At 51.2% G+C, this 18,884-nt stretch carries 16 protein-coding genes; 4 read left to right on the top strand and 12 right to left on the bottom strand.

The window, feature by feature from the left end:
• Positions 1-64 precede the first annotated feature (64 nt).
• A complete protein-coding gene (locus FPZ49_RS03385; RefSeq protein WP_144843185.1) occupies positions 65-946 on the bottom strand; it encodes an NAD(P)-dependent oxidoreductase in 882 nt (293 codons plus the stop codon).
• 369 nt (positions 947-1,315) lie between these two features.
• Between FPZ49_RS03385 and FPZ49_RS03380 the strand changes: the two genes are divergently transcribed.
• Both FPZ49_RS03380 and FPZ49_RS03375 read left to right on the top strand, forming a co-directional pair.
• Complete coding sequence (locus tag FPZ49_RS03380; RefSeq protein WP_144843183.1) at positions 1,316-2,032, top strand: cyclase family protein; 717 nt, start codon at positions 1,316-1,318, stop codon at positions 2,030-2,032.
• Between the two features lie 20 nt (positions 2,033-2,052).
• Entirely contained in the window at positions 2,053-4,101 is a 2,049-nt protein-coding gene (locus FPZ49_RS03375) for an alpha-amylase family protein (protein ID WP_186445582.1), read from the top strand.
• A gap of 77 nt (positions 4,102-4,178) precedes the next feature.
• Here FPZ49_RS03375 and FPZ49_RS03370 read toward each other — a convergent pair whose 3' ends face one another.
• The 3 genes from FPZ49_RS03370 to FPZ49_RS03360 all read right to left on the bottom strand — a co-directional run bounded on the left by FPZ49_RS03370 (position 4,179) and on the right by FPZ49_RS03360 (position 8,180).
• Positions 4,179-4,655 (bottom strand): DUF2062 domain-containing protein, encoded by a 477-nt coding sequence (locus FPZ49_RS03370; protein WP_144843179.1) that lies wholly within the window; start codon positions 4,653-4,655, stop codon positions 4,179-4,181.
• Between the two features lie 33 nt (positions 4,656-4,688).
• On the bottom strand, positions 4,689-7,004 hold the full coding sequence (locus FPZ49_RS03365) for an ATP-dependent DNA helicase (protein ID WP_144843177.1): 2,316 nt from the start codon (positions 7,002-7,004) through the stop codon (positions 4,689-4,691).
• A 132-nt stretch (positions 7,005-7,136) separates the two neighbouring features.
• Complete coding sequence (locus FPZ49_RS03360) at positions 7,137-8,180, bottom strand: zinc-dependent alcohol dehydrogenase (RefSeq protein ID WP_144843175.1); 1,044 nt, start codon at positions 8,178-8,180, stop codon at positions 7,137-7,139.
• Positions 8,181-8,378: 198 nt separating this feature from the next.
• Between FPZ49_RS03360 and FPZ49_RS03355 the strand changes: the two genes are divergently transcribed.
• Together FPZ49_RS03355 and FPZ49_RS03350 are read left to right on the top strand one after the other, a co-directional pair.
• On the top strand, positions 8,379-9,227 hold the full coding sequence (locus FPZ49_RS03355) for an NAD-dependent epimerase/dehydratase family protein (protein ID WP_144843173.1): 849 nt from the start codon (positions 8,379-8,381) through the stop codon (positions 9,225-9,227).
• 16 nt (positions 9,228-9,243) lie between these two features.
• On the top strand, positions 9,244-10,263 hold the full coding sequence (locus tag FPZ49_RS03350) for an aldo/keto reductase (RefSeq protein WP_144843171.1): 1,020 nt from the start codon (positions 9,244-9,246) through the stop codon (positions 10,261-10,263).
• A gap of 465 nt (positions 10,264-10,728) precedes the next feature.
• Here the strand turns inward: FPZ49_RS03350 and FPZ49_RS03345 are convergent, their stop codons facing one another.
• The 8 genes from FPZ49_RS03345 to FPZ49_RS36615 all read right to left on the bottom strand — a co-directional run bounded on the left by FPZ49_RS03345 (position 10,729) and on the right by FPZ49_RS36615 (position 18,881).
• On the bottom strand, positions 10,729-11,502 hold the full coding sequence (locus FPZ49_RS03345) for a response regulator (RefSeq protein ID WP_144843170.1): 774 nt from the start codon (positions 11,500-11,502) through the stop codon (positions 10,729-10,731).
• Positions 11,503-11,512: 10 nt separating this feature from the next.
• Positions 11,513-12,331 carry a carbohydrate ABC transporter permease gene (locus tag FPZ49_RS03340; RefSeq protein WP_144843168.1) on the bottom strand — a complete coding sequence of 273 codons (819 nt, stop codon included), beginning with the start codon at positions 12,329-12,331 and terminating at the stop codon, positions 11,513-11,515.
• 5 nt (positions 12,332-12,336) lie between these two features.
• A complete protein-coding gene (locus tag FPZ49_RS03335; RefSeq protein ID WP_186445580.1) occupies positions 12,337-13,332 on the bottom strand; it encodes a carbohydrate ABC transporter permease in 996 nt (331 codons plus the stop codon).
• A gap of 19 nt (positions 13,333-13,351) precedes the next feature.
• Complete coding sequence (locus tag FPZ49_RS03330) at positions 13,352-14,686, bottom strand: extracellular solute-binding protein (RefSeq protein ID WP_144843164.1); 1,335 nt, start codon at positions 14,684-14,686, stop codon at positions 13,352-13,354.
• A 16-nt stretch (positions 14,687-14,702) separates the two neighbouring features.
• Entirely contained in the window at positions 14,703-15,689 is a 987-nt protein-coding gene (locus FPZ49_RS03325) for a Gfo/Idh/MocA family protein (protein ID WP_186445579.1), read from the bottom strand.
• A gap of 13 nt (positions 15,690-15,702) precedes the next feature.
• Positions 15,703-16,443: a sugar phosphate isomerase/epimerase family protein gene (locus tag FPZ49_RS03320; RefSeq protein WP_144843160.1), complete on the bottom strand. Its 741-nt coding sequence runs from the start codon at positions 16,441-16,443 to the stop codon at positions 15,703-15,705.
• Between the two features lie 128 nt (positions 16,444-16,571).
• Positions 16,572-18,347, bottom strand: a complete 1,776-nt coding sequence (locus FPZ49_RS03315; RefSeq protein WP_144843158.1) for a sensor histidine kinase — start codon at positions 18,345-18,347, stop codon at positions 16,572-16,574.
• Positions 18,348-18,587: 240 nt separating this feature from the next.
• The gene (locus FPZ49_RS36615; RefSeq protein ID WP_186445577.1) at positions 18,588-18,881 is read right to left on the bottom strand and encodes a hypothetical protein; all 294 of its coding nucleotides are present in this window, start codon (positions 18,879-18,881) and stop codon (positions 18,588-18,590) included.
• Positions 18,882-18,884 lie beyond the last annotated feature (3 nt).

Here is an 18,884-nt window from a genome sequence, read left to right as displayed (position 1 = left end):
AACAAAAACCGTCCGAAGCGCAACCATACGCCCGAACGGTTCTTTTTGCTTACTTGGTGCCGCATTACGGCTGTAACAGCTTGTACAACGCTTGTGTGCCTTTTTCAGCGTAACCCAGGTCCGCCAAGCGCCGGTATAACGATTCCGCCAGCTTTAACCCCGGCAGGTCCTGCCCCATCTCTTGGGCGGCGTCAAGGGCGATGCCCATATCTTTGATGAAATGCTTCACATAGAAGCCCGGCTCGAAATTGCCTGCGATAATGCGCGGAGCCAGATTGCTTAACGACCAGCTGCCCGCCGCGCCCGTTCCGATACTGGTCAGCACCGTTTCCGGATCCAAGCCGGAGGCTTTCGCATAAGCCAGTGCTTCGCATACCCCCATCATATTGGAAGCAATGGCGATCTGATTGCACATTTTCGTATGCTGACCAGCGCCAGCTTGCCCCTGCCTTACGATATTCGTGCCAAGAAGCTCGAATATCGGACGTACCGCTTCAAAATCCTCTACGCTGCCACCCACCATAATGGAAAGCCTGCCTTCGCGAGCTCCCACATCCCCGCCAGATACCGGTGCATCCAGCGAATGAAGCCCTTGTTGGATCGCAGCCTCGTCAATCCGCTTTGCAAGCAGGGGGCTCGAAGTGGTCATGTCGATCAGGTAAGCGCCTTCCTTGGCATTCGCAAGCAGTCCCTGTTCCCCGAAATAGATTTCCTCCACGTCCTTGGGGTATCCGACCATCGTTATGACAGCATCGCAGGATGCAGCCAACTGGGCCGGGGTTTCATGCCAAACCGCCCCCTGGCTGATCAATTCAGCCGCCTTCCCCTGTGTTCGGGTATAAATATGCAGCTTGTACCCCGCATCCAAAATGTGCTTGGCCATGCTTTTCCCCATCACGCCGATTCCGATAAAACCGATCTCACTAACGCCTGGTTTCAATGCCATTCTCGTTTCTCCTCCAATACTTCAATTCATGGAATGATCATACTCCGTTTATCGATTAAACCATGCCCGGAACAAGCAGTGTAGAGACATTTTTTGCGTAAGGAGGGTTAGTCAAAAATAGTCCGATATCCGGCTGCGAATTTTCATAGCTACAGTGTGAGATCAAGAATTGTCTATATATGCCAATGAGCTTGGTTTGTTAATATTGGAAGATGGAAGGTCTATTCCCTGATCGAAAACATCCGAAGGAGTGTGTTTAAGCAAGACGCCGCAAAAAGAAACTCATACCGTGCAAGCGTATCACAGCGGCGAGCCGATGGTGAATCTGCTTACGGTGAAAGACCTTTACACGAAGGGAGAGTAACAACCATGTCCTTATCCTCTGCCAAAATGCTGTCTGCACTGTTAAACGATCTGCAAGTGATCGACCTGTCCCATACGCTCGAGGAGAATATGCCCTCCTATCCGACGCACTCCCGGTATTTTCACACCTTGTGGGACCACTTCGATCAAGGCAGCCGTGCGCTCGTCTACCAGCTGATCCTGAACGAGCACACCGGCACCCATATGGATGCCACCGCCCATTTTATCCAAGAGGGACATCCCGCACACCGCTATATGGCGGAAACGGAGATTACCCAATTTTTTGGCCGCGCGCTGACGCTGGATTTTTCGCATTACGAGGCAAAGGATACCGTCTCCCTAGAGGAAATCGTCACGTGGGAGCAGCAGAACGGCTCAATCGAGACCGGTGACATCGTACTGCTCCGGTTCGGCTGGGACCGCTATTGGACACCACGCACGGTGGACCACCCATATACCAAAAGCTGGCCAGGGCTTGGCGGCGAAGCTGCGGAATACTTGGCCGGCAAACGCGTGAAGGCGGTCGGCTGCGATACGCTGGCGATCGATAGCTCCTTTGCAAGCGGTACACCCGCGCATTATGCGCTCCTGGGCAACGGAGTCAACATCATCGAGAACCTAACTCGGTTGGAGCAAATATTAGGCGAATCCTTCGTCTTTGCCTTCCCGCTAAAAATTAAGGAGGGCTCCGGCTCCCCTATTCGTGCTTTGGCATTCAAATGAACCCAACGAGGTGCTCCGAGATGAACAAATGGTGGCTGGAAAAGCCGATGCGTCTTATTCAAACGAACCTGCGGGAAATTGACGTCCAGACCGATCCGGACGAATTCATCGGCAGCTTGAAGCCCTTCGCGGCGGATGTGCTGCTGCTCAATGTAGGCGGGATAGTAGCGAACTATCCGACCGAGCTGGCCTTTCAATATCGGAACCCGCTGCTGGTGAACGACTTCGTCGGCGAGATCCTGCAGCGTGCCCACGCCGAGGGCATGCGCGTAATCGCCCGCTTTGATTTTAGCCGGTTAAACGAGGCGATTGCGCTGTCTCATCCCGAATGGCTGTACCGCAGCCTGGAGGGCGGCATCGTCAACTACAACGGGCAAGTACATACGTGCCTCAACGGCTTTTATCAGCAGGACTATTCGATCCAAATGATGACCGAAGCCGCCTCCAGATACCCGATTGACGGAGTGTTTATCAATATGCACGGGTATGTGACGCGGGACTATAGCTATAATTATTACGGTATCTGCCAGTGCGAAAACTGCCGGGTGCGCTTTCACGGCATGTTCGGCCATGACAGCCTTCCGCGTAAGGAAGACAGCAGTGACCCGGTCTACCGGGATTACGAAACGTTCAAGCAGGTGACCATCGGCGAGCTTTTCCGAAGACGTTCGCAGGCAGTCAAGGCGGTCAATGAGCACATCGCCATTTGCAACTACACACCGGAGGGAACCGACATTTTCCGCTTGGAGTCGAATACCGGGATCGACCGGCAGCTCCCGGAATTCAACTTTTCCGCATCCCAGCATGTCAGCATGGTGATGAATTCTTGGGAGCAGATGGCTGTCAGCAACTCCGCCGTTCATTTTGTCGATTTCGCCATGCGCCATTCCGCCGTCTCGCCCCATCATACCGCCGCCCGTCTCGCCCAGGACCTGGTACACGGCGCTTGGCTCGACTACTATGTCATCGGGACGCTAGGCAACCAGGATGACCGTCTTTGTATGGAAGCTGTCAAGGACATCTACACCTTCCACCGCGACAACGAGCAATACTACACCCAGCTGCAATCGCATGCAGACTTGTGTCTAATCTATCCGGATAGCAGCAGCTATTACGGAAGCATCAAGGAGTTTCAAGGTCTGTACCGGATGCTATCGGAGCAGCATGTGCTGTTTGACGTAGTGCACGACAGTGTGCTGAACGAACCACGCGCTGAAGCTTTGCTGCGCCGCTATAAAGCGGTTGTACTGCCGGACGCCAGAAATTTGTCAGAGACCGCCTGCTCAGTTCTGGACAGCTACGTTCAAGCTGGAGGAAAGCTGCTCGCAACGGGAGGCAGCTCCACCTGCAGCGAAAACGGCACCTCGCTTGGCGCTTATCGGCTAGCCTCTTTGGGGGCCGATGCGATCGAAGAAACTCACCCTCGCAAGCAGGGAACGTATTTCCGCATCCGTCCGCAGGATAAGGAAAAGCTTCGAGGGTTCGAGCCATTGGACATCGTCTATTTGTACGACGAATTTTTCCAGGTTCGTGCCAAGGCTGGCAGTGACTCGCTCCTTGGCTACATTCCTCCGTGCATGTTCGGTCCGCCTGAAAAATGCTACTATACAACCGTCACGGACATCCCGGGTCTCATCGCGCAGGATTACGGCCAAGGCCGGACGGCACTCTTGCCTTGGACCATTGGCCGCCATTACGAAAAGCTCAGCAGCCATGGCCATTCACAGCTGATCGCCGCAGCGCTGCAAGACCTGCTGGGGCACGAGCCTGGCATCCAAGTGAGCGCCTCCCCTACGGTCAAGCTTGTCGCCCATACTTCGGAGGACGGCAGCCGCCTGCTGCTGCATTTCGTCAATCTGTCGGGCCAGCTAGGCACCGCTTTTCACGCGCCGCTTCCGATGCGGGGCATCGAGGTATCGGCGAACCTGCTCGGACGACAGCCGCATAGCGTGCATGCGCTTAAGGCCAAGACCGCTCTGCCCTACCGCCTAGATTCGACTGGCCGCATCCTACTGGAGCTGCCGGAGCTAGAGCTGTTCGAGACGATCGTGGTCGAGCTGAATTCATAAGTTTCATAATATTTAGCTTTATAAAAATAGCGAGAATTGGCGGCAGCTGTCACTACGCAACCAATCCTCGCTATTTTTTATTGCTTATGTGATTGATTCTTCTTTTTTGCTTCCCGCTTTATTCGTAGAATAAGGATTTGTTTAATCACAAAGTAAAAAATGACAGCCAAACCAAGACCCATAATACTCGCACCCACCACTAGCTCCGCACCTTTACGCAGCAGCCCTCTAGCCCACTCCCACCTATGATTCATAGGATTGAAGTCTTCATGAAGCAGCACTCTGCCGATCATGATCTCCAATGGAGCCAAAGGAAAGGCGATGAGCTTGGTAAAGAAATAGCCGATTAACGCCGCCGTCATACTAAGCTTCGTCCACCGGATCGTTGCAATCATGAGCAGAACAGCAAGTCCCAACGTAGGCAAGGTGAGCAATAAGGCTAATACCCCGATGGCATAGCTTAGAGCTACAACGTGCGGGCCTGCTGGGTCACTCAACAGTTCTTTCCAATTCTTCACGATCTTTGCCTTCAGCGTGGCTAGAAATGGTTTCATTACCAAACCCCTTAGATAAGGTCAAGGCTGCATCTAATTCATATTATGAAGCTTGTACTCACGCCATTCCTCAGGCAGCAAGCTTTGGTAGCGCGGCTGCAGGTAGCGGTCATCGATAAGCAAGAGCACACCGCGATCGGTCTCCGATCGGATCAGGCGGCCTCCCGCCTGCTGCACTTTATTCATTCCAGGGTAGACATAAGCGTAGTCGTAGCCATTGCGGCCGATAGAGTCCATGTACGATTGGATCAGGTTGCGTTCCGCTCCGAGCTGCGGCAGGCCGACACCGACAACAACAACGCCGGTTAACCGATCTCCAACAAGATCGATCCCTTCGGAGAAGCTGCCGCCAAGCACAGCAAAGCCGACTAGCGTGTCCTTCCGATCCGCTTCGAATGCGGCTAGAAACTGCTCCTTCTCCACCTCCGACATCTGGTTCCTTTGTACCAAAATGCTCATGGGGTCGACCCGATCCGACGGTTCAACGCCTGACAATTCTGTAAAAGCCTCATAAACGCTGTTCATAAACGCATACGACGGAATAAATATCAAATAGTTGCCCGGATGCTGCGCCACTACTTCATAAACCGCCCTCGCAATCGGCTCGCGGCTGCGTTCTCGGTCTTGAAATCGCGTGGATATGGGCTTAACGAGAACCTCCAGCTGCTCCTTAGAAAAGGGCGATGGTACCGAGACGGAATAATCGCCCTCCCCCGCGCCCAAGGCATCCATAAAATAGGATAAAGGTGAGAGCGTCGCCGAGAAGTAAATATGCGATCGATACCCCTTCCCCATCTGCTTCAGTAAATACGAAGGGTCCAGGCATAACAGCTTGAGCGTGACCTCGCTTTTCTCTTGTTCGGTCAACGTAATGTACCGTTCATCATATAGCATGGCGATGCGTACAAAATTGGCAGCACGGAAGTAAGTATCCAGCAGCAGCGAGCTAGATGAACTCGACGCAACCAATACGTCCTCCACCTTGGAAATAAACGCCTCGAGCAGCCCAATCAGTTCCTCTGGAAGCTCCTTCTCCACTTGCAGCGAACGATCGCCCATCTGTTTTCGAACCGAAATCAAATAATGGTTCACCGCTTTCGCTGCGTCGTACACCTCTTGGTGCACACCTTTAAACTCTCGTTGAATGGCGAGGTAATCCGACTTATTCAACGTGCTCGAGTACATTTCACGCGCCCGGTCCACCAGATTATGAGCTTCATCCACAAGCAATACCGTTTTACGCTTCTGCTCCTCAAACTGCCGTTTCAAATTCACTCGCGGATCAAAGATGTAATTGTAATCGCAAATCACCGCATCGGCGACATAGGCGATATCGAGCGAAAACTCAAAAGGGCAAACCTGATGCTTCCTCGCAAATTTCTCGATCACCTCACGCGTCATGGCCGTTTCGTTGTGGAGCAGATCCAGCACGGCCTCATTGATCCGGTCGTAGTAGCCGTTTGCGAACTCGCAATGCTCTTTGGTGCAGCGAACCTCTTCTTGAAAACACACCTTTTCCTTCGCCGTAATCGTTACGGAGTGCAGATGCAGCCCTTGGCCATGTAAAATCGAAAAAGCTTGCTCCGCCGACGTTCGCGTAATGGTCTTCGCAGTCAAGTAAAATAGGCGCGAAAGTAATCCTGCTCCAATTGCCTTCACGGAGGGAAACATCGTCGACATCGTTTTTCCAATGCCTGTCGGCGCTTTAGCAAATAAATTATGCTTGCCCTCGATCGTCTTGTATACCGCTCCCGCCAGCTTGCGCTGCCCCTGCCGATAGGACGCGTATGGGAACACAAGTTCCCTAATACTCTGATTACGCCGCTCCTCATGCTCTTTTCTAGCGCGCGCGTAGGGATAAAATCGCTGCACCACATCAACCAAGAACTGTTCGAGCTCCTCGAACGATGCCTCAACTGTGAATCGCTTCAGCTCCCTGGTCACCACTTGCATATAGGTCAGTTGGACGCGCATACGGTTCAGCCCCTGATCTTTGGCTATCATATAAGCGTAGCATTTGGCCTGGGCCCAGTGAACAGGATAAGAGTTTTCATCGATCAGACTCAGATCAGAGGAAGTCGATTTGATTTCGTCCACGGTCCATCCGTCTTCAAGCTTAAGAAGTCCGTCACAACGCCCATCGATGACAAAGACAAGCCCACCCTGCTCGAATTCAGCCGATACATACACTTCCCGCTGATCCTGTTCGTTGTATTGTTTTTGGATATCCTGGTGTGCCTTGGTCCCTTCGGTCAATGTCGTGCTCGAATGGAAAGCCGCATCGATACTGCCGCTTCGATATACATATTCCACTAGGGAGCGCACGGAAATGGGAACGCGATCTGTCATCGTCGGTCTCCGATCTAGAACGTTTGTTCTATTGTATCATGACCGCAGATGAAAAAGAAACACCCGACTTCATGAGAAGCGGGTGTTCCCGTCGATCCTTATTGGGAGGCCGTGACCGTTGTTCCTTCGAAATTATTTTCCATGCTCGATCACAAGCTTACCTATTTCGTTCGACTCAAAAGCTCCCTTTAACCCTTCAATCGCTTGTGAGAAAGGAATTACCCGTTCTAAGGCAGCTTGAACATTGACCAGCCCCAGTTCAATCATTCGCATGGCCCTCGGAAATTGCCAGGCCGTAGCCATCACTCCGACCAGCTCGATCTCCCCAAACACCAGATCCAGTAAATCCATCGGAATTTTGGATGAAGGGATGCCTGCCATTACACATCTGCCGCCCCTCCGCACCAGATGAACCATTTGCGATACGGTTGCGGAAATGCCGACACACTCAATGACGATATCCGCCCCTCCGCCTGTAAGAGTTCGTACCTTTTCAGTAATCTCCTCGTGGACTGGATCTATTACCGCGTGTGCCCCGGTCTTTAAAGCGAGCTCGCGTTTCTTCGCCACAGGGTCACTGATGATCACCATACCGGCTCCTGAAGCCAAGGCGACCTGCAGAGTAAACTGACCGATCGAGCCCCCTCCAAGAATCACTACTGAATTTCCCGGTTGAATCCGGCTTTTATCGACAAAATTAATCGCACAAGCCAACGGTTCAACCAGTGCTCCTGCGAGATCCGATAGATTGTCGGGGAGCCGGTGTACACGGTGCGCTGGCACCCGTACATAATCGGCGTAGCATCCGTCCTCAAAAATACCTAAGTGGGACATGAAGGGGCACAAATTCACTTTCCCCTTCAAGCAATAATCGCATTTGCCGCAAGGAAGGATCGGTTCAACCGTCACCCGGTCTCCCACGCTTATCTTTTGTTGGGTGCCGATGTAAAAATCTGCCTCACTGCCGACCTTTTCCACAACCGCGGAAAATTCATGCCCCATGATTAGCGGGAATTTCTTTTTCTCCTGCCCTAGATCATGGTAAAGAACGTGCAGGTCTGTCGCACAAATGCCGGAAAACAGTGGTTTTAATAGGAGGTCTTTCGGTCCGTAATCCGGGGTCTGTGTTTCGATATATGCCGCCAATCCCTTCCCCTGCTTTTGTATGGCTTTCAAACCCTCATCCTCCCTTCTGCCCTTTTACATTTGGATACTAACTATATTCCAAGTAACAAGGTCTCATTCAATTAATTATATGAACAAAAGTTCACTACTTTTCAATTTTCGGGGCAGCACCTATAATGCTAGGTGTACGGACAGTCATTATGTATATTATACATGACGCCATTTAGATCAGGTCAAGGGGGAAGTTAATTGAACAAGATTGTAGTTACAGGCGGTGCAGGCCGACTCGGTAAGTGGGTCATCAAAGAATTTTTGGAGCAGGGCTATGAGGTTGTGAATGCGGATATCCGGCTGCCGGAGGAGCCGCTATGTAAAACGGTGATCACAGACTTGAAAAACCTGGGTGAAGTGTATGGCCTGTTGTCCGGCGCGGCTGCTGTAGTGCATCTGGCGGCGATTCCAGTCGCTTATTCCCACCCCAACGAGGTAACGTTTCAAAATAACGTCATGTCCACCTACAACATTCTTGAAGCGGCTTCGGGACTCGGGATCCGCAAAGCAGTGATCGCATCTAGTGAGTCGTCCTACGGACTCGTATTTGCCGTCAAGCCCTTTGCGCCGCAGTATGTACCGATGGACGAGGAGCATCCGCAGCTTCCACAGGACTCTTATGGCTTGTCCAAAATTGTGAATGAGCAGACGGCGGAGATGTTTCATCGCAAAACCGGTATGCAGATCGTTTCCTTCCGTCTTGGCAATGTGATTGCACCTGAGATGTATCAAAATTTCCCAGGCTTTATTCATGACCCGGAAAAACGGAAAAGGATTTTGTGGAGCTACATTGACACACGCGATGCAGCAGCAGCTTGCCGTCTGGCGATCGAGGCGGACGGACTGGGTGCGGTAGCCTTGAACATTGCGGCGGACGACACAAGTATGGATATCAAAAGCCGCGATTTGATGGCTGCTGCCTATCCCGAAGTTCAAAATCTGCGCGCTACTCTAGACGGATACGAGACGCTCCTTAGTAACGAGAAGGCGAAAAAGCTGCTGAATTGGCAGCCCGTTCATTCCTGGCGCAGCTACGTTCAATATTGAGAGGGTGGAACAAACGATGAATTTTAGACATGTGGGAAAATCGGGCCTCCGGGTCAGCGAGCTTTGCTTAGGGGCGATGACCTTCGGACGCGAAACGAGTGAAGAAGACAGCTTTCGGATTATGGACCGCTTTACGCAGGGTGGCGGCAATTTTATCGATACTGCCGATGTTTATACGTCCGGTGCTTCGGAAGAAATCGTCGGCAAGTGGCTGAAGTCTCAGCGTCGCGATGATTACGTCATCGCCACTAAGGTGCGTTTTGCCATGGGGAGTGGCCCCAACGACGTCGGATTGAGCAGAAAGCATATTCTCGCCGGAGTTGAAGCCAGCCTGCGTCGGCTTGGGACCGATTATATCGATTTGTTTCAGGTTCATGCTTGGGATCCAAAAACACCGCTGGAGGAAACGCTTAGTACATTAAACGAGTTGGTGCGGCGCGGCCTAGTACGATATATCGGCGCCAGCAACTTCCGGGGCTGGCAGCTGCAAAAGGCGGTTGATGTGAGCAGACAGCATGGCTGGGAGGCGTTTGTTTGTCTACAGCCGCAATACAACCTGCTGGCCCGGGCAACGGAATACGAGCTGATCCAAGTGTGCCAGAATGAAGGGCTGGGTGTCATTCCGTGGAGTCCGCTTCGCGGTGGCTGGCTCAGCGGCAAATTCCGCAGGGGCATGGCGGAGCCGCCGAAGGATAGCCGGGTAGCGATCGCGGAAGAGAAAGGCTGGAGCGAATCGTGGAGCGTGTATAATAATGATCATACCTGGAACGTGATCGATGAGCTGTTCAACGTGGCCGAGCAGTCCGGGAAGACGCCCGCTCAGGTGGCTATCAACTGGCTGCTTCAGAAGCCAGGAGTTACCGCACCGATCATCGGCGCTCGAACGATGGAGCAGCTGGAAACGAATCTTGGCGCGAGCGGCTGGGCACTCACTTCTGAGCAGATGGAGCAGTTGGATCAGGCGAGCGCGATGCCGGTGTCGTATCCTTACGACCGTGGCGCCACAAGGCAGCAAAGAAACGGCAGAGATTATTAGCTCATATGATTAGAGCGATTCGGAAAAGAAAAGGGGCTATCCCACAACTCGTCGTTTAGTTGATGACGAAGGGATGTCCCTTTTTCTTTCCCTCCGCTTTGCACGAAGCGCTCAGACACCGGGGCGAGCTCTTAAGCGGGTTTTCCGCTTTGCACGAGGCGCTCAGCCCCCGGGGCGAGCTCCTAAGCGGATTTTCCGCTTTGCACGAGGCGCTCAGACCCCAGGGCGAGCTCCTAAGCGGTTTTTCCGCTTTGCACGAGGCGCTCATACCCCAGGGCGAGCTCCTAAGCGGATTTTCCGCTTTGCACGAAGCGTTCAGACCCCAGGGCGAGCTCCTAAGCGGATTTTCCGCTTTGCACGAAGCGCTCAGACCCTAGGGCGAGCTCCTAAGCGGATTTTCCGCTTTGCACGAGGCGCTCAGACACCGGGGCGAGCTCCTAGCTGCGCGGTGAAGAACGGAACGTTCTAATGAACCCGATCGCGAAAATCAATGGGGAACTCGCCAACATGCTTTTTGAAAATTTGGCTAAAATGCTTCGGATTCCGATAGCCGACGGCTTCCGCGACCTCGTACATCTTCATGCCCGTATCGGTAAGGAGCAACTCCCTAGCCTTCTGGATGCGATATTCGATCAAAAACTCGGTGAACGTTAAATTCGTGTACTGCTTGAATAAATCGCTTAAGTAACTGGAGTTCATGTTCAGCTCGTCCGCAATAGCGCGGATTTGCAGATCCTGATGGTACCTTTCATGTATGATCGCTTTGATCTGCTCAATGATTCGGCGGCTTTTTTTCCCAGCCGAAGCCGAAGCTGGATCCTGAGCCGAGTCGTGCAGCTGCTCCTGCGATAACGGCCGGGGAGATCGCTCCTGCCCGGCTTGCTCCGCTTTTTGCAGATCCTTGATCAGCTCATCCGGATCCACCGGCTTGAGCAAATAATTCATGGCCCGATATTTGACTGCCTTTCGGGCAAACTCGAAATCCGCATAGGAGCTGAGCACGATCATTTCACACCTGTACCCCCGGTTATGAATGCACTCCATCATTTGCAGGCCATCCATCTCCGGCATTTTGATATCCGTAATGACGACATCGATCTCCTGCTGCTCCATCAGCTCCAGCGCCTCTCGCCCATTACTGGCACTGCCCGCCACTGTCCAGCCCCAGTCCGTTCTCTCAATAATCGTTTGGATTCCCCGGCAAACCATGTGCTCGTCGTCAACTATGAGAATGTTCATCCGGCACCCCTCACTCTTTAATGGCTCCCGCCGTAATGCCTGTAATATAGTGACGCTGTATGATCAAGAATAGACCAACAATAGGCAGCGAGCTTAACACCACGTTGCTGAATTTGGCCCCCACATTCGTCGAGAATTCGGTGTCGAGCAGACTGACCGCAATTTGCAAAACATATTTGCTGGGCGAGCTGATAACAGTTAACGGCCAGAGAAATTCGTCCCACACCCCAAAAAAAATCATGAGCCCCATCGTTAATAACGGAGCTTTGAGCAGCGGAACTAAGATCTGTGCAAACACTCTGATTCTGGAGCAGCCGTCCATAAAGGCCGACTCTTCCAATTCCTTAGGCAAGCCCAGGAAAAACTGTCGTAAGAAAAAGATCGCATAAGCGGAGCTCAAGGACGGGATAATGAGCGCTTTGTAATCGTCAATCCACCCTAGATCCCGCATCAGCATGTAACGAGGCAGCAGTAGCACTTCGCCCGGCACAATCAGCATAGCGATGATGGATAGGAAGAGAATCTCCCTCCCCGGAAACACAATCCGAGAAAATCCAAAGGCCGCCATGGAATCAAACAACAGACTCCCTAGAGTTATGGTCACCGCTAGAAAGATGGTGTTCCCTAAATATTTGAAAAAAGGAGTATGAAACAACACCGCATCATAATTATCCCATGTCACGCGCTCCGGAATAAACAATGATTTTCCTAAAATCGCGTTCGGTGTAAACGACTTCAAAATCACATAGATCAGCGGGATAAACACGGCGAAGACGAGCACGATTAAAATCGCATATTTTAGGACAGACATGCTTTGCTTTATGATCATAGGTCTCAATCCTCATTTTTCATAAATTGATACTGGACGAAGGAAATGAACATGATGATAAAAAACAAGATGACCGCCATCGCCCCAGCATATCCAAAATCGCCCGATCGGAACGCCATACTCCAAATATAATGAACGATCGTTCGCGTCGAATCGGCCGGTCCCCCGTTCGTCATGACCATAATCGGTGTAAACAGCTTAATGCAGTTCATCGTCGATACAATGATAACAAAGAGCATACTGCGGCGAATCATCGGAAGCGTAATGTAATAAAACTTTTGCCAGGCGTTCGTCCCATCGATGCTGCCTGACTCGTAGAGCTCTTTAGGCACCTGAGTTAGGGCAGCGATAAAAATAACCAAATACCAGCCCCAGCCTCTCCACATGCTGACCATGGCAATCGACAATTTCGCCATTTGCGGATCGGTTAGAAAACTCAACGGAGGCAAATGCAGGACAGCCAGCATCCCATTAATGACACCGGAATTGGTATTCAGCATTTCCTTCCAGAACATGCCGACGATGACGAACGACATAATGACCGGGATAAAATAAGTGGTTCGAAAAAAGCTGATTCCCCGCGTCTTCCCACTCAGCAGGATAGCAATAAATAAAGCGAGTGCCGTCTGAAGTGGAGTAATGACAAGCGGAAAATAAAACGAATTCCATAGCGTTTTAAGGAACAGCGGATCATCAAATGCGGCGATATAATAGCTTAATCCGATAAACTGGGCATGCTGCTCCCCTTCAACCATGCGATACCGATTCAAGCTCATCCAGAATAAATGAATGGACGGATAGACCGTAAATAAACCCATTATCACCATCGCGGGGAAGATGAAAAAATAACCGTCGCGGATTTGCCTCAGGTAAAGGTAGTTCCGCCGGGCCGGTTTGCTTGCGGCTTGAAGCACCGTTTTGTCGGCCTGCATGCTCATGTCACCACCCCTTTCTTCTTGTCTCTTGTTATGAGAAAGCAGCACTGCCTCCAAAGAAGACATGCCGCTTTCTCCAGCTGATTTACTTCGCGTATTTCGATAGCACCTTATCGATATTATCTGCCGCTTTGTTCGCAAGCTCGGTCGGATTTCCTCCATAGGCTATAGCACTCATCATTTCAGCGAAAATCGGGGAAATTTCAGCATACGCCGGTGTTACCGGTCTGGCTCTGGCGTTCAGCATCTGCTCTCTGGCCAGGTTGAAGGGATACTCCTTTAGGGTTGGGATCGAATCCAGCGCACTTTTTCTGGACGGGATAAAGTTGAACATTTCCGCAAATTTCTTATGCCCCTCTTTTCCCGTCAAGGCATGAACGACCTTCCACGCGGCGTCCGGGACTTTCGTTTTGGCGCTGATGCCGACGTTCCAGCCGCCGGAGGAGCCGTATTGCTTCTCGCCCTTCGGAAGCGGCATGACACCGAATTTTAGGTCAGGATATTTGGTCTTCAGCGCGTAGGAGGTGGAAATGTTGGAAATGTACATGGACAGCTTGCCATTCTCAAAGCCGGATTGATCCTTGGTGATCGATTCCAGTGGAGATACCTTGTATTTCTGGAAGTAGTCCTGGTACTCCTGAAGCACGGCGATCGTCTTGGGACTGTTGAGATAGCCTTTGGCGGTCGTATACTTTGGGTCCAAAACCTCAGCGCCATGATTCCAAATATTCAAGAAATGAGTAAACGAAGCGCCTTCGTTCGTCACGTCCGGGGCAAGCCAGCCGTAAGGAATGGCGCCATATTGGGTGATTTTGCCGGAAGCATCGCGGATCGTCAGCTTTTGTGCGGCATCCAAGTATTGATCGAAGGTCCAAGCGTTGCTAACCTTGTCCGGGACGTTGGTGATGCCTGCTTTGGCAAAATGATCCTTGTTGTAATAAAGCACGACGCTGGAGTCAAATAAAGAGGCGGCGTATTTTTTTCCGTTGTAGGTCGTTTTTTCCTTAGAGGATGGAACATAATCGTCAAAATCGGCGTTATCCCAATACTTGTCGAGCGGAAGCAGCGCGCCGGTATATGCGTAATTGGCCGTGTAAACCCCGTCGACGTCGAACATGTCGGGAGCGTTTCCGCCGCTAATGGCAATCCGGATTTTGTTCTCGTATTCGGCCGGAATGACGACGATTTCCAGATCGACCTCTTTTTGAACCTCATTTAAGATGTCGGTTTTAATGCGTTCGATGTCGGCTGCAGGACGGTTCGTCCAGTAGATGACCTTAGGCTTCGGTCCGTTAACATTCGCTTTATTGGCGCTTGGAGCAGTTGGATCAGCGGAATTGCTGCAGCCAACGGTCAATGCAAGCACGGCAGCCATAGACATGGCCGAAATGCGTTGCCCCCATCCCCTATTTTTTCTCATATACAGCCTCCTCAGCTTAAATTTTCGTTACGGATTCATACTGTACTGGAACCACCTGTCCGGATTCGGCCGACCGTTTAATCGCTTCATATAGCACCAGGCTTTTATAGCTTTCGTAAATATTGGATCTCGTCGATCGACGCTCACGGACCGCTTGAAAATAATCGACGATTTCAGCGAAGTGCCCTGTTTCATTGCCGCTATCCCCATTGCTAATGAACGTAGGCGGCTCACGCCACTCGACTGGCTTTTCATTTTCGGTGATTTTCCAGCAGGAGGAATTATGAATACTCATAAAATTACCGCCCTTGACCGAGATCTCCACTTCCTCCGTCGGTACGCCAAACGAACGCGCACAAGTAAAGTTGAAGGCTCCCACCGCACCGCTTCGATATTTGACGCTGACCGCATACCCTTCCATGCCTTTTGCAAAGCTGAAGACCTCCTGGGCTTCCCCGAACAAATAACCCGTTACATCAATGCAGTGGATGGCAAAATCAAGCAAAAACTCCGTTCTCGGACTTTGGTTGGAATAAGGTCCCGAAGCATAGTCGACCGAGAGCGAGACCAATTGAGAGGGGTCGAATTGGTTGATCCACTGCTTGGCTCGATTGTAGGCTACGCTGTATCTTTTCTTGAACGCGGTTGTGCACAGCACGCCGCTTTCCTCTGATTGTCGGGCGAGCTTTAGCGCCATCTCCGCCGAAGGGGCTGAGGGCTTTTCCGTATACACGGGAATGCCGAGCTTCAAGATCTCTTTTGCAATCTGATAATGCTGCTCCGGCCCGATACACACAATCACGCAATCCGGATGCTCCTTTGACAGCATTTCCTTATAATCGCTATAAGCTCTCCCGCCATAAAGAAGCGCTTTCAAACCTGCTTTTTCAAAATCCAGATCGCACACGCCGACCAAACGACCGCCCGCTGAGGCGATATACGGATAAATTCGCTTAGATGCTAAATTCCCGGCACCGATGATACATACGTTAACGTGCTCCATTCGATGGTCTCCTTTACAACAAAGGTTGGATATACTGCCTCGCTGCTTCCAAATAAGTGAGCGTATTTTCTTTATCTTCGACTTCCATTTCCACCACGTAATCGCCGGCATACCCCGAAGCCTTCATCGTCTCGAATAAGCCTGCCAAATCAATTTCACCCGTGCCAAATGCAACGGACTGAGGGCCGATCTGATCCTTGATATGTACGAGGGCAATCGAATCGCCCAGAAGCTCCAGCCCTTCCCTCCATGACACCCCGACCGAATGAAAATGACCTACCTCCAGCAGCGTTTTCATCCGACGATCACCAATCCCCTCAATGACCTCCCGATAATCCTGTAGCGTAGCAATGGGACTGCCTGCGTGATTTTGCAGCACAGGCGTGATATCAAGCATAAGCTCCTCAATCGCATTCAGAAAAGGCACCGCATTACGGATATAGAGAGGACGGCTTTTCGCCTTAAACAACACCACGTTCACACCCAGACGTTGGGCAAAGCGTGCGGCCTCAATCGCCCGGTGCAAGGATTCTTCCTGTTCGTCAATAACAGGCAGATGCATCGAAGTGAATTTCATTCCGTACCTCTCGGCCAGTGAAGCATACCCACTCGGATCGGAAGTATAATTTACCGAAGAGCGCGTCCAAGAGGTGAACAGCTCGAATTTCTCATAGCCCATACCGGAGTAGGCCTTGAGCACTTCTTCCAGAGTCAATTCCGGATTACTGCAGGGGCTTACGGCAATGTTTCCCATTCAACTCCTCCTTTGCTTTAGCTCGTATGCGTTTACAAATTTATTATACCCCTCGGGTTATTAGGCAGAAATGAGTCTGGCATTGGAAATGGTACACTCAGATTGGTTTTTCCCCTCCGATTCCCACTTCACCCGCATTGAGGCAGCGTAATCCTCACCTTCGTCCCTTCTCCCGACAAACTTTCAAAGCTCAATCCATACTGGCTTCCATAACACAACTGAATACGTTGATTAACGTTATGTATTCCGATCCCCGTACTCCCATTCGAGCGGGCTGCCAGCGTGGAGTTCAGGACATTCAAAGATTCGGGTGTCATGCCGATTCCATCATCCACCACTTCAAGCCTTACCTGTCCCTCTTCGAGGTATCCGTTGATGACGATCTTCCCCTGGCTCCTTGCTTTAAACCCGTGAATCAAACAATTCTCGACGATCGGCTGCAGGATGAATTTACATATGGACAACTGCTCGATTTCCGGCTGCACCTGAATTTGCAAATGGATCGTGTTACCGAAGCGCGCTTGCTGAATGGCCATAAAATTGCGGATTTGGGCGATTTCATCGCGAATTTGGACCGGTTTATCACTGTCGTTAATGTTATACCGAAGCATCCCGCATAGGGCCCTTACGAGACTCGCGACTTCATTCTGGTGGTCGACAATGAGCCTCCAGTGAATCACATCAAGCGTATTGTATAAAAAATGGGGATTAATTTGCGCCCTGAGCACCTTGAGCTCCGTTTCCGTCTGCTTCAGACGGGCTTCATACACCTCGCTGATCATATGGTCAATCTCTCGCAGCATGGTATTGAACGTATGGTTCAGTCTTTCGATCTCGTTATAGGATTGAATCTGCACGGGCTCCGCGCCGAGCGGCTGCTTCAGGTTGCTTAATGAAATGAGCCTCATCTTGCGTACGAGTTCTGTCAACGGAGAAGTGATGCTTCGGGAGAGCCATGCCGACAGCGCCAAAGCGACTGTAATGCCGATGACACTGACCGCCAGAAAAATGCGCTGCATCCACTGGAGCGGACCCACGATTTCGCTGAGTGGAGTCACGGAAATAATGTACCAGCCGGTATATGCGGAGCGGTTATACGCGATCATCTTGTTGCCTTCAATTTTGGCGAGATTGTACGCCTGGCCGGCGGCGATCTCTTTCATGTACTCGGCATTCAGCTTGTTTCCCACGTCCTCAGCATGGGTGCTATACAGCACCATCCCTTCCCCATTGACCAGGTAGTGCTCCTTCCGTTTGGAGTCCAAGATGCTCATGAACTGGGACAGCCGGCTGTATTTAAACTCAATGACCATCGCTCCAATCGAGGTGAATGTAAATTTATCGTAGATTTGCCGCATTCCCGCAAAGGTCATGTCTACGTCACCCGGTACTCGCTTAATGGAGCCGGACAATATAAAATTGCCAGCCTGGTAACTGCTGTCGGGCTTGCTCATCAGTTCTCTCCATCGTCGCTCTTCCGGTTCGGAATCGTAGAAATTGCCGTATTTTAGAATATAATCGGAGTTTTTCAGCAGTAGGATCGATTGAATATCATCACGCTGCGCCGTCAGTAAACTGAAGTAGCCGCTAACCTGCATTTTCTTAATAAAATCCGAAGGGGAGCCGGAATAATCCACCAATAAATCCCGAACGTTGCCATTCCACATAATGGTCTTGGACAACGACTCGAGCTCCTGCATCCAGCTGTCCAGCTTCATGTTGGTTTGTTGGATCGTATTGAGTGCATAATCGCCGACCACATTTTTAGTAAAATTGGAGATGTAATAATAGAGGACAATGCTGCTCGAAAGAAAAATAATGACAATGAGCAGTGCATAATAAGCGAAGATTTTGCTTTGCAAGCCGACGTTTTTCATGGGTCTCCATGAGCGTGCCCTCTTCATTGATTACACCTCTTTATTTATAATTGTAAACGCTTACCATTTCTTGGGTACGCGATTGCAAATCCAGTGTAATGGGTTTGCTAAGGATAGTAAAGGGATAAAAAAACAAGCTCCAGCCGCAGAAAACACCTGCAAGCTGAAGCTTGTTTTTTCATCGAATGGCGATAAATTATGACATGGCCTGACCGACAGGATATTCCTTTGTCTGCATGAAATGCTGCTCTAGGCAGCTCATGACCGCTAATACCAAGTCCTCACGCCAGGGCGGAGCAGCGACTTGGACGCCGACCGGCAGGCCGGCGCTTTGCTCGTCGACCTTCGAGGCCGCCTGCACGGATCGATCTCTGCTTCGGCGGCGGCTCTCCGTTTCTTCGGACGGACACGGGTCGTGCTGACGACGCCTGCAGGCATGCCCAGATAGTTGTACAGCAGCGCATACGATCCTTCATAGGACATGTTCAAGGACAGATCATGCTGCAGGGACGGAGTTAGGAACGGAGGCGCGATCAGGACGTCGACCTGCTGCCGCTCCATTTC

This window comes from Paenibacillus cremeus, from assembly GCF_007786445.1.
In the GTDB taxonomy this organism is placed as follows: Bacteria; Bacillota; Bacilli; order Paenibacillales; family NBRC-103111; genus Paenibacillus_G; species Paenibacillus_G cremeus.
Note: the sequence above shows the minus strand (reverse complement) of the source record. Positions and strands in the feature narration are given on the sequence as shown.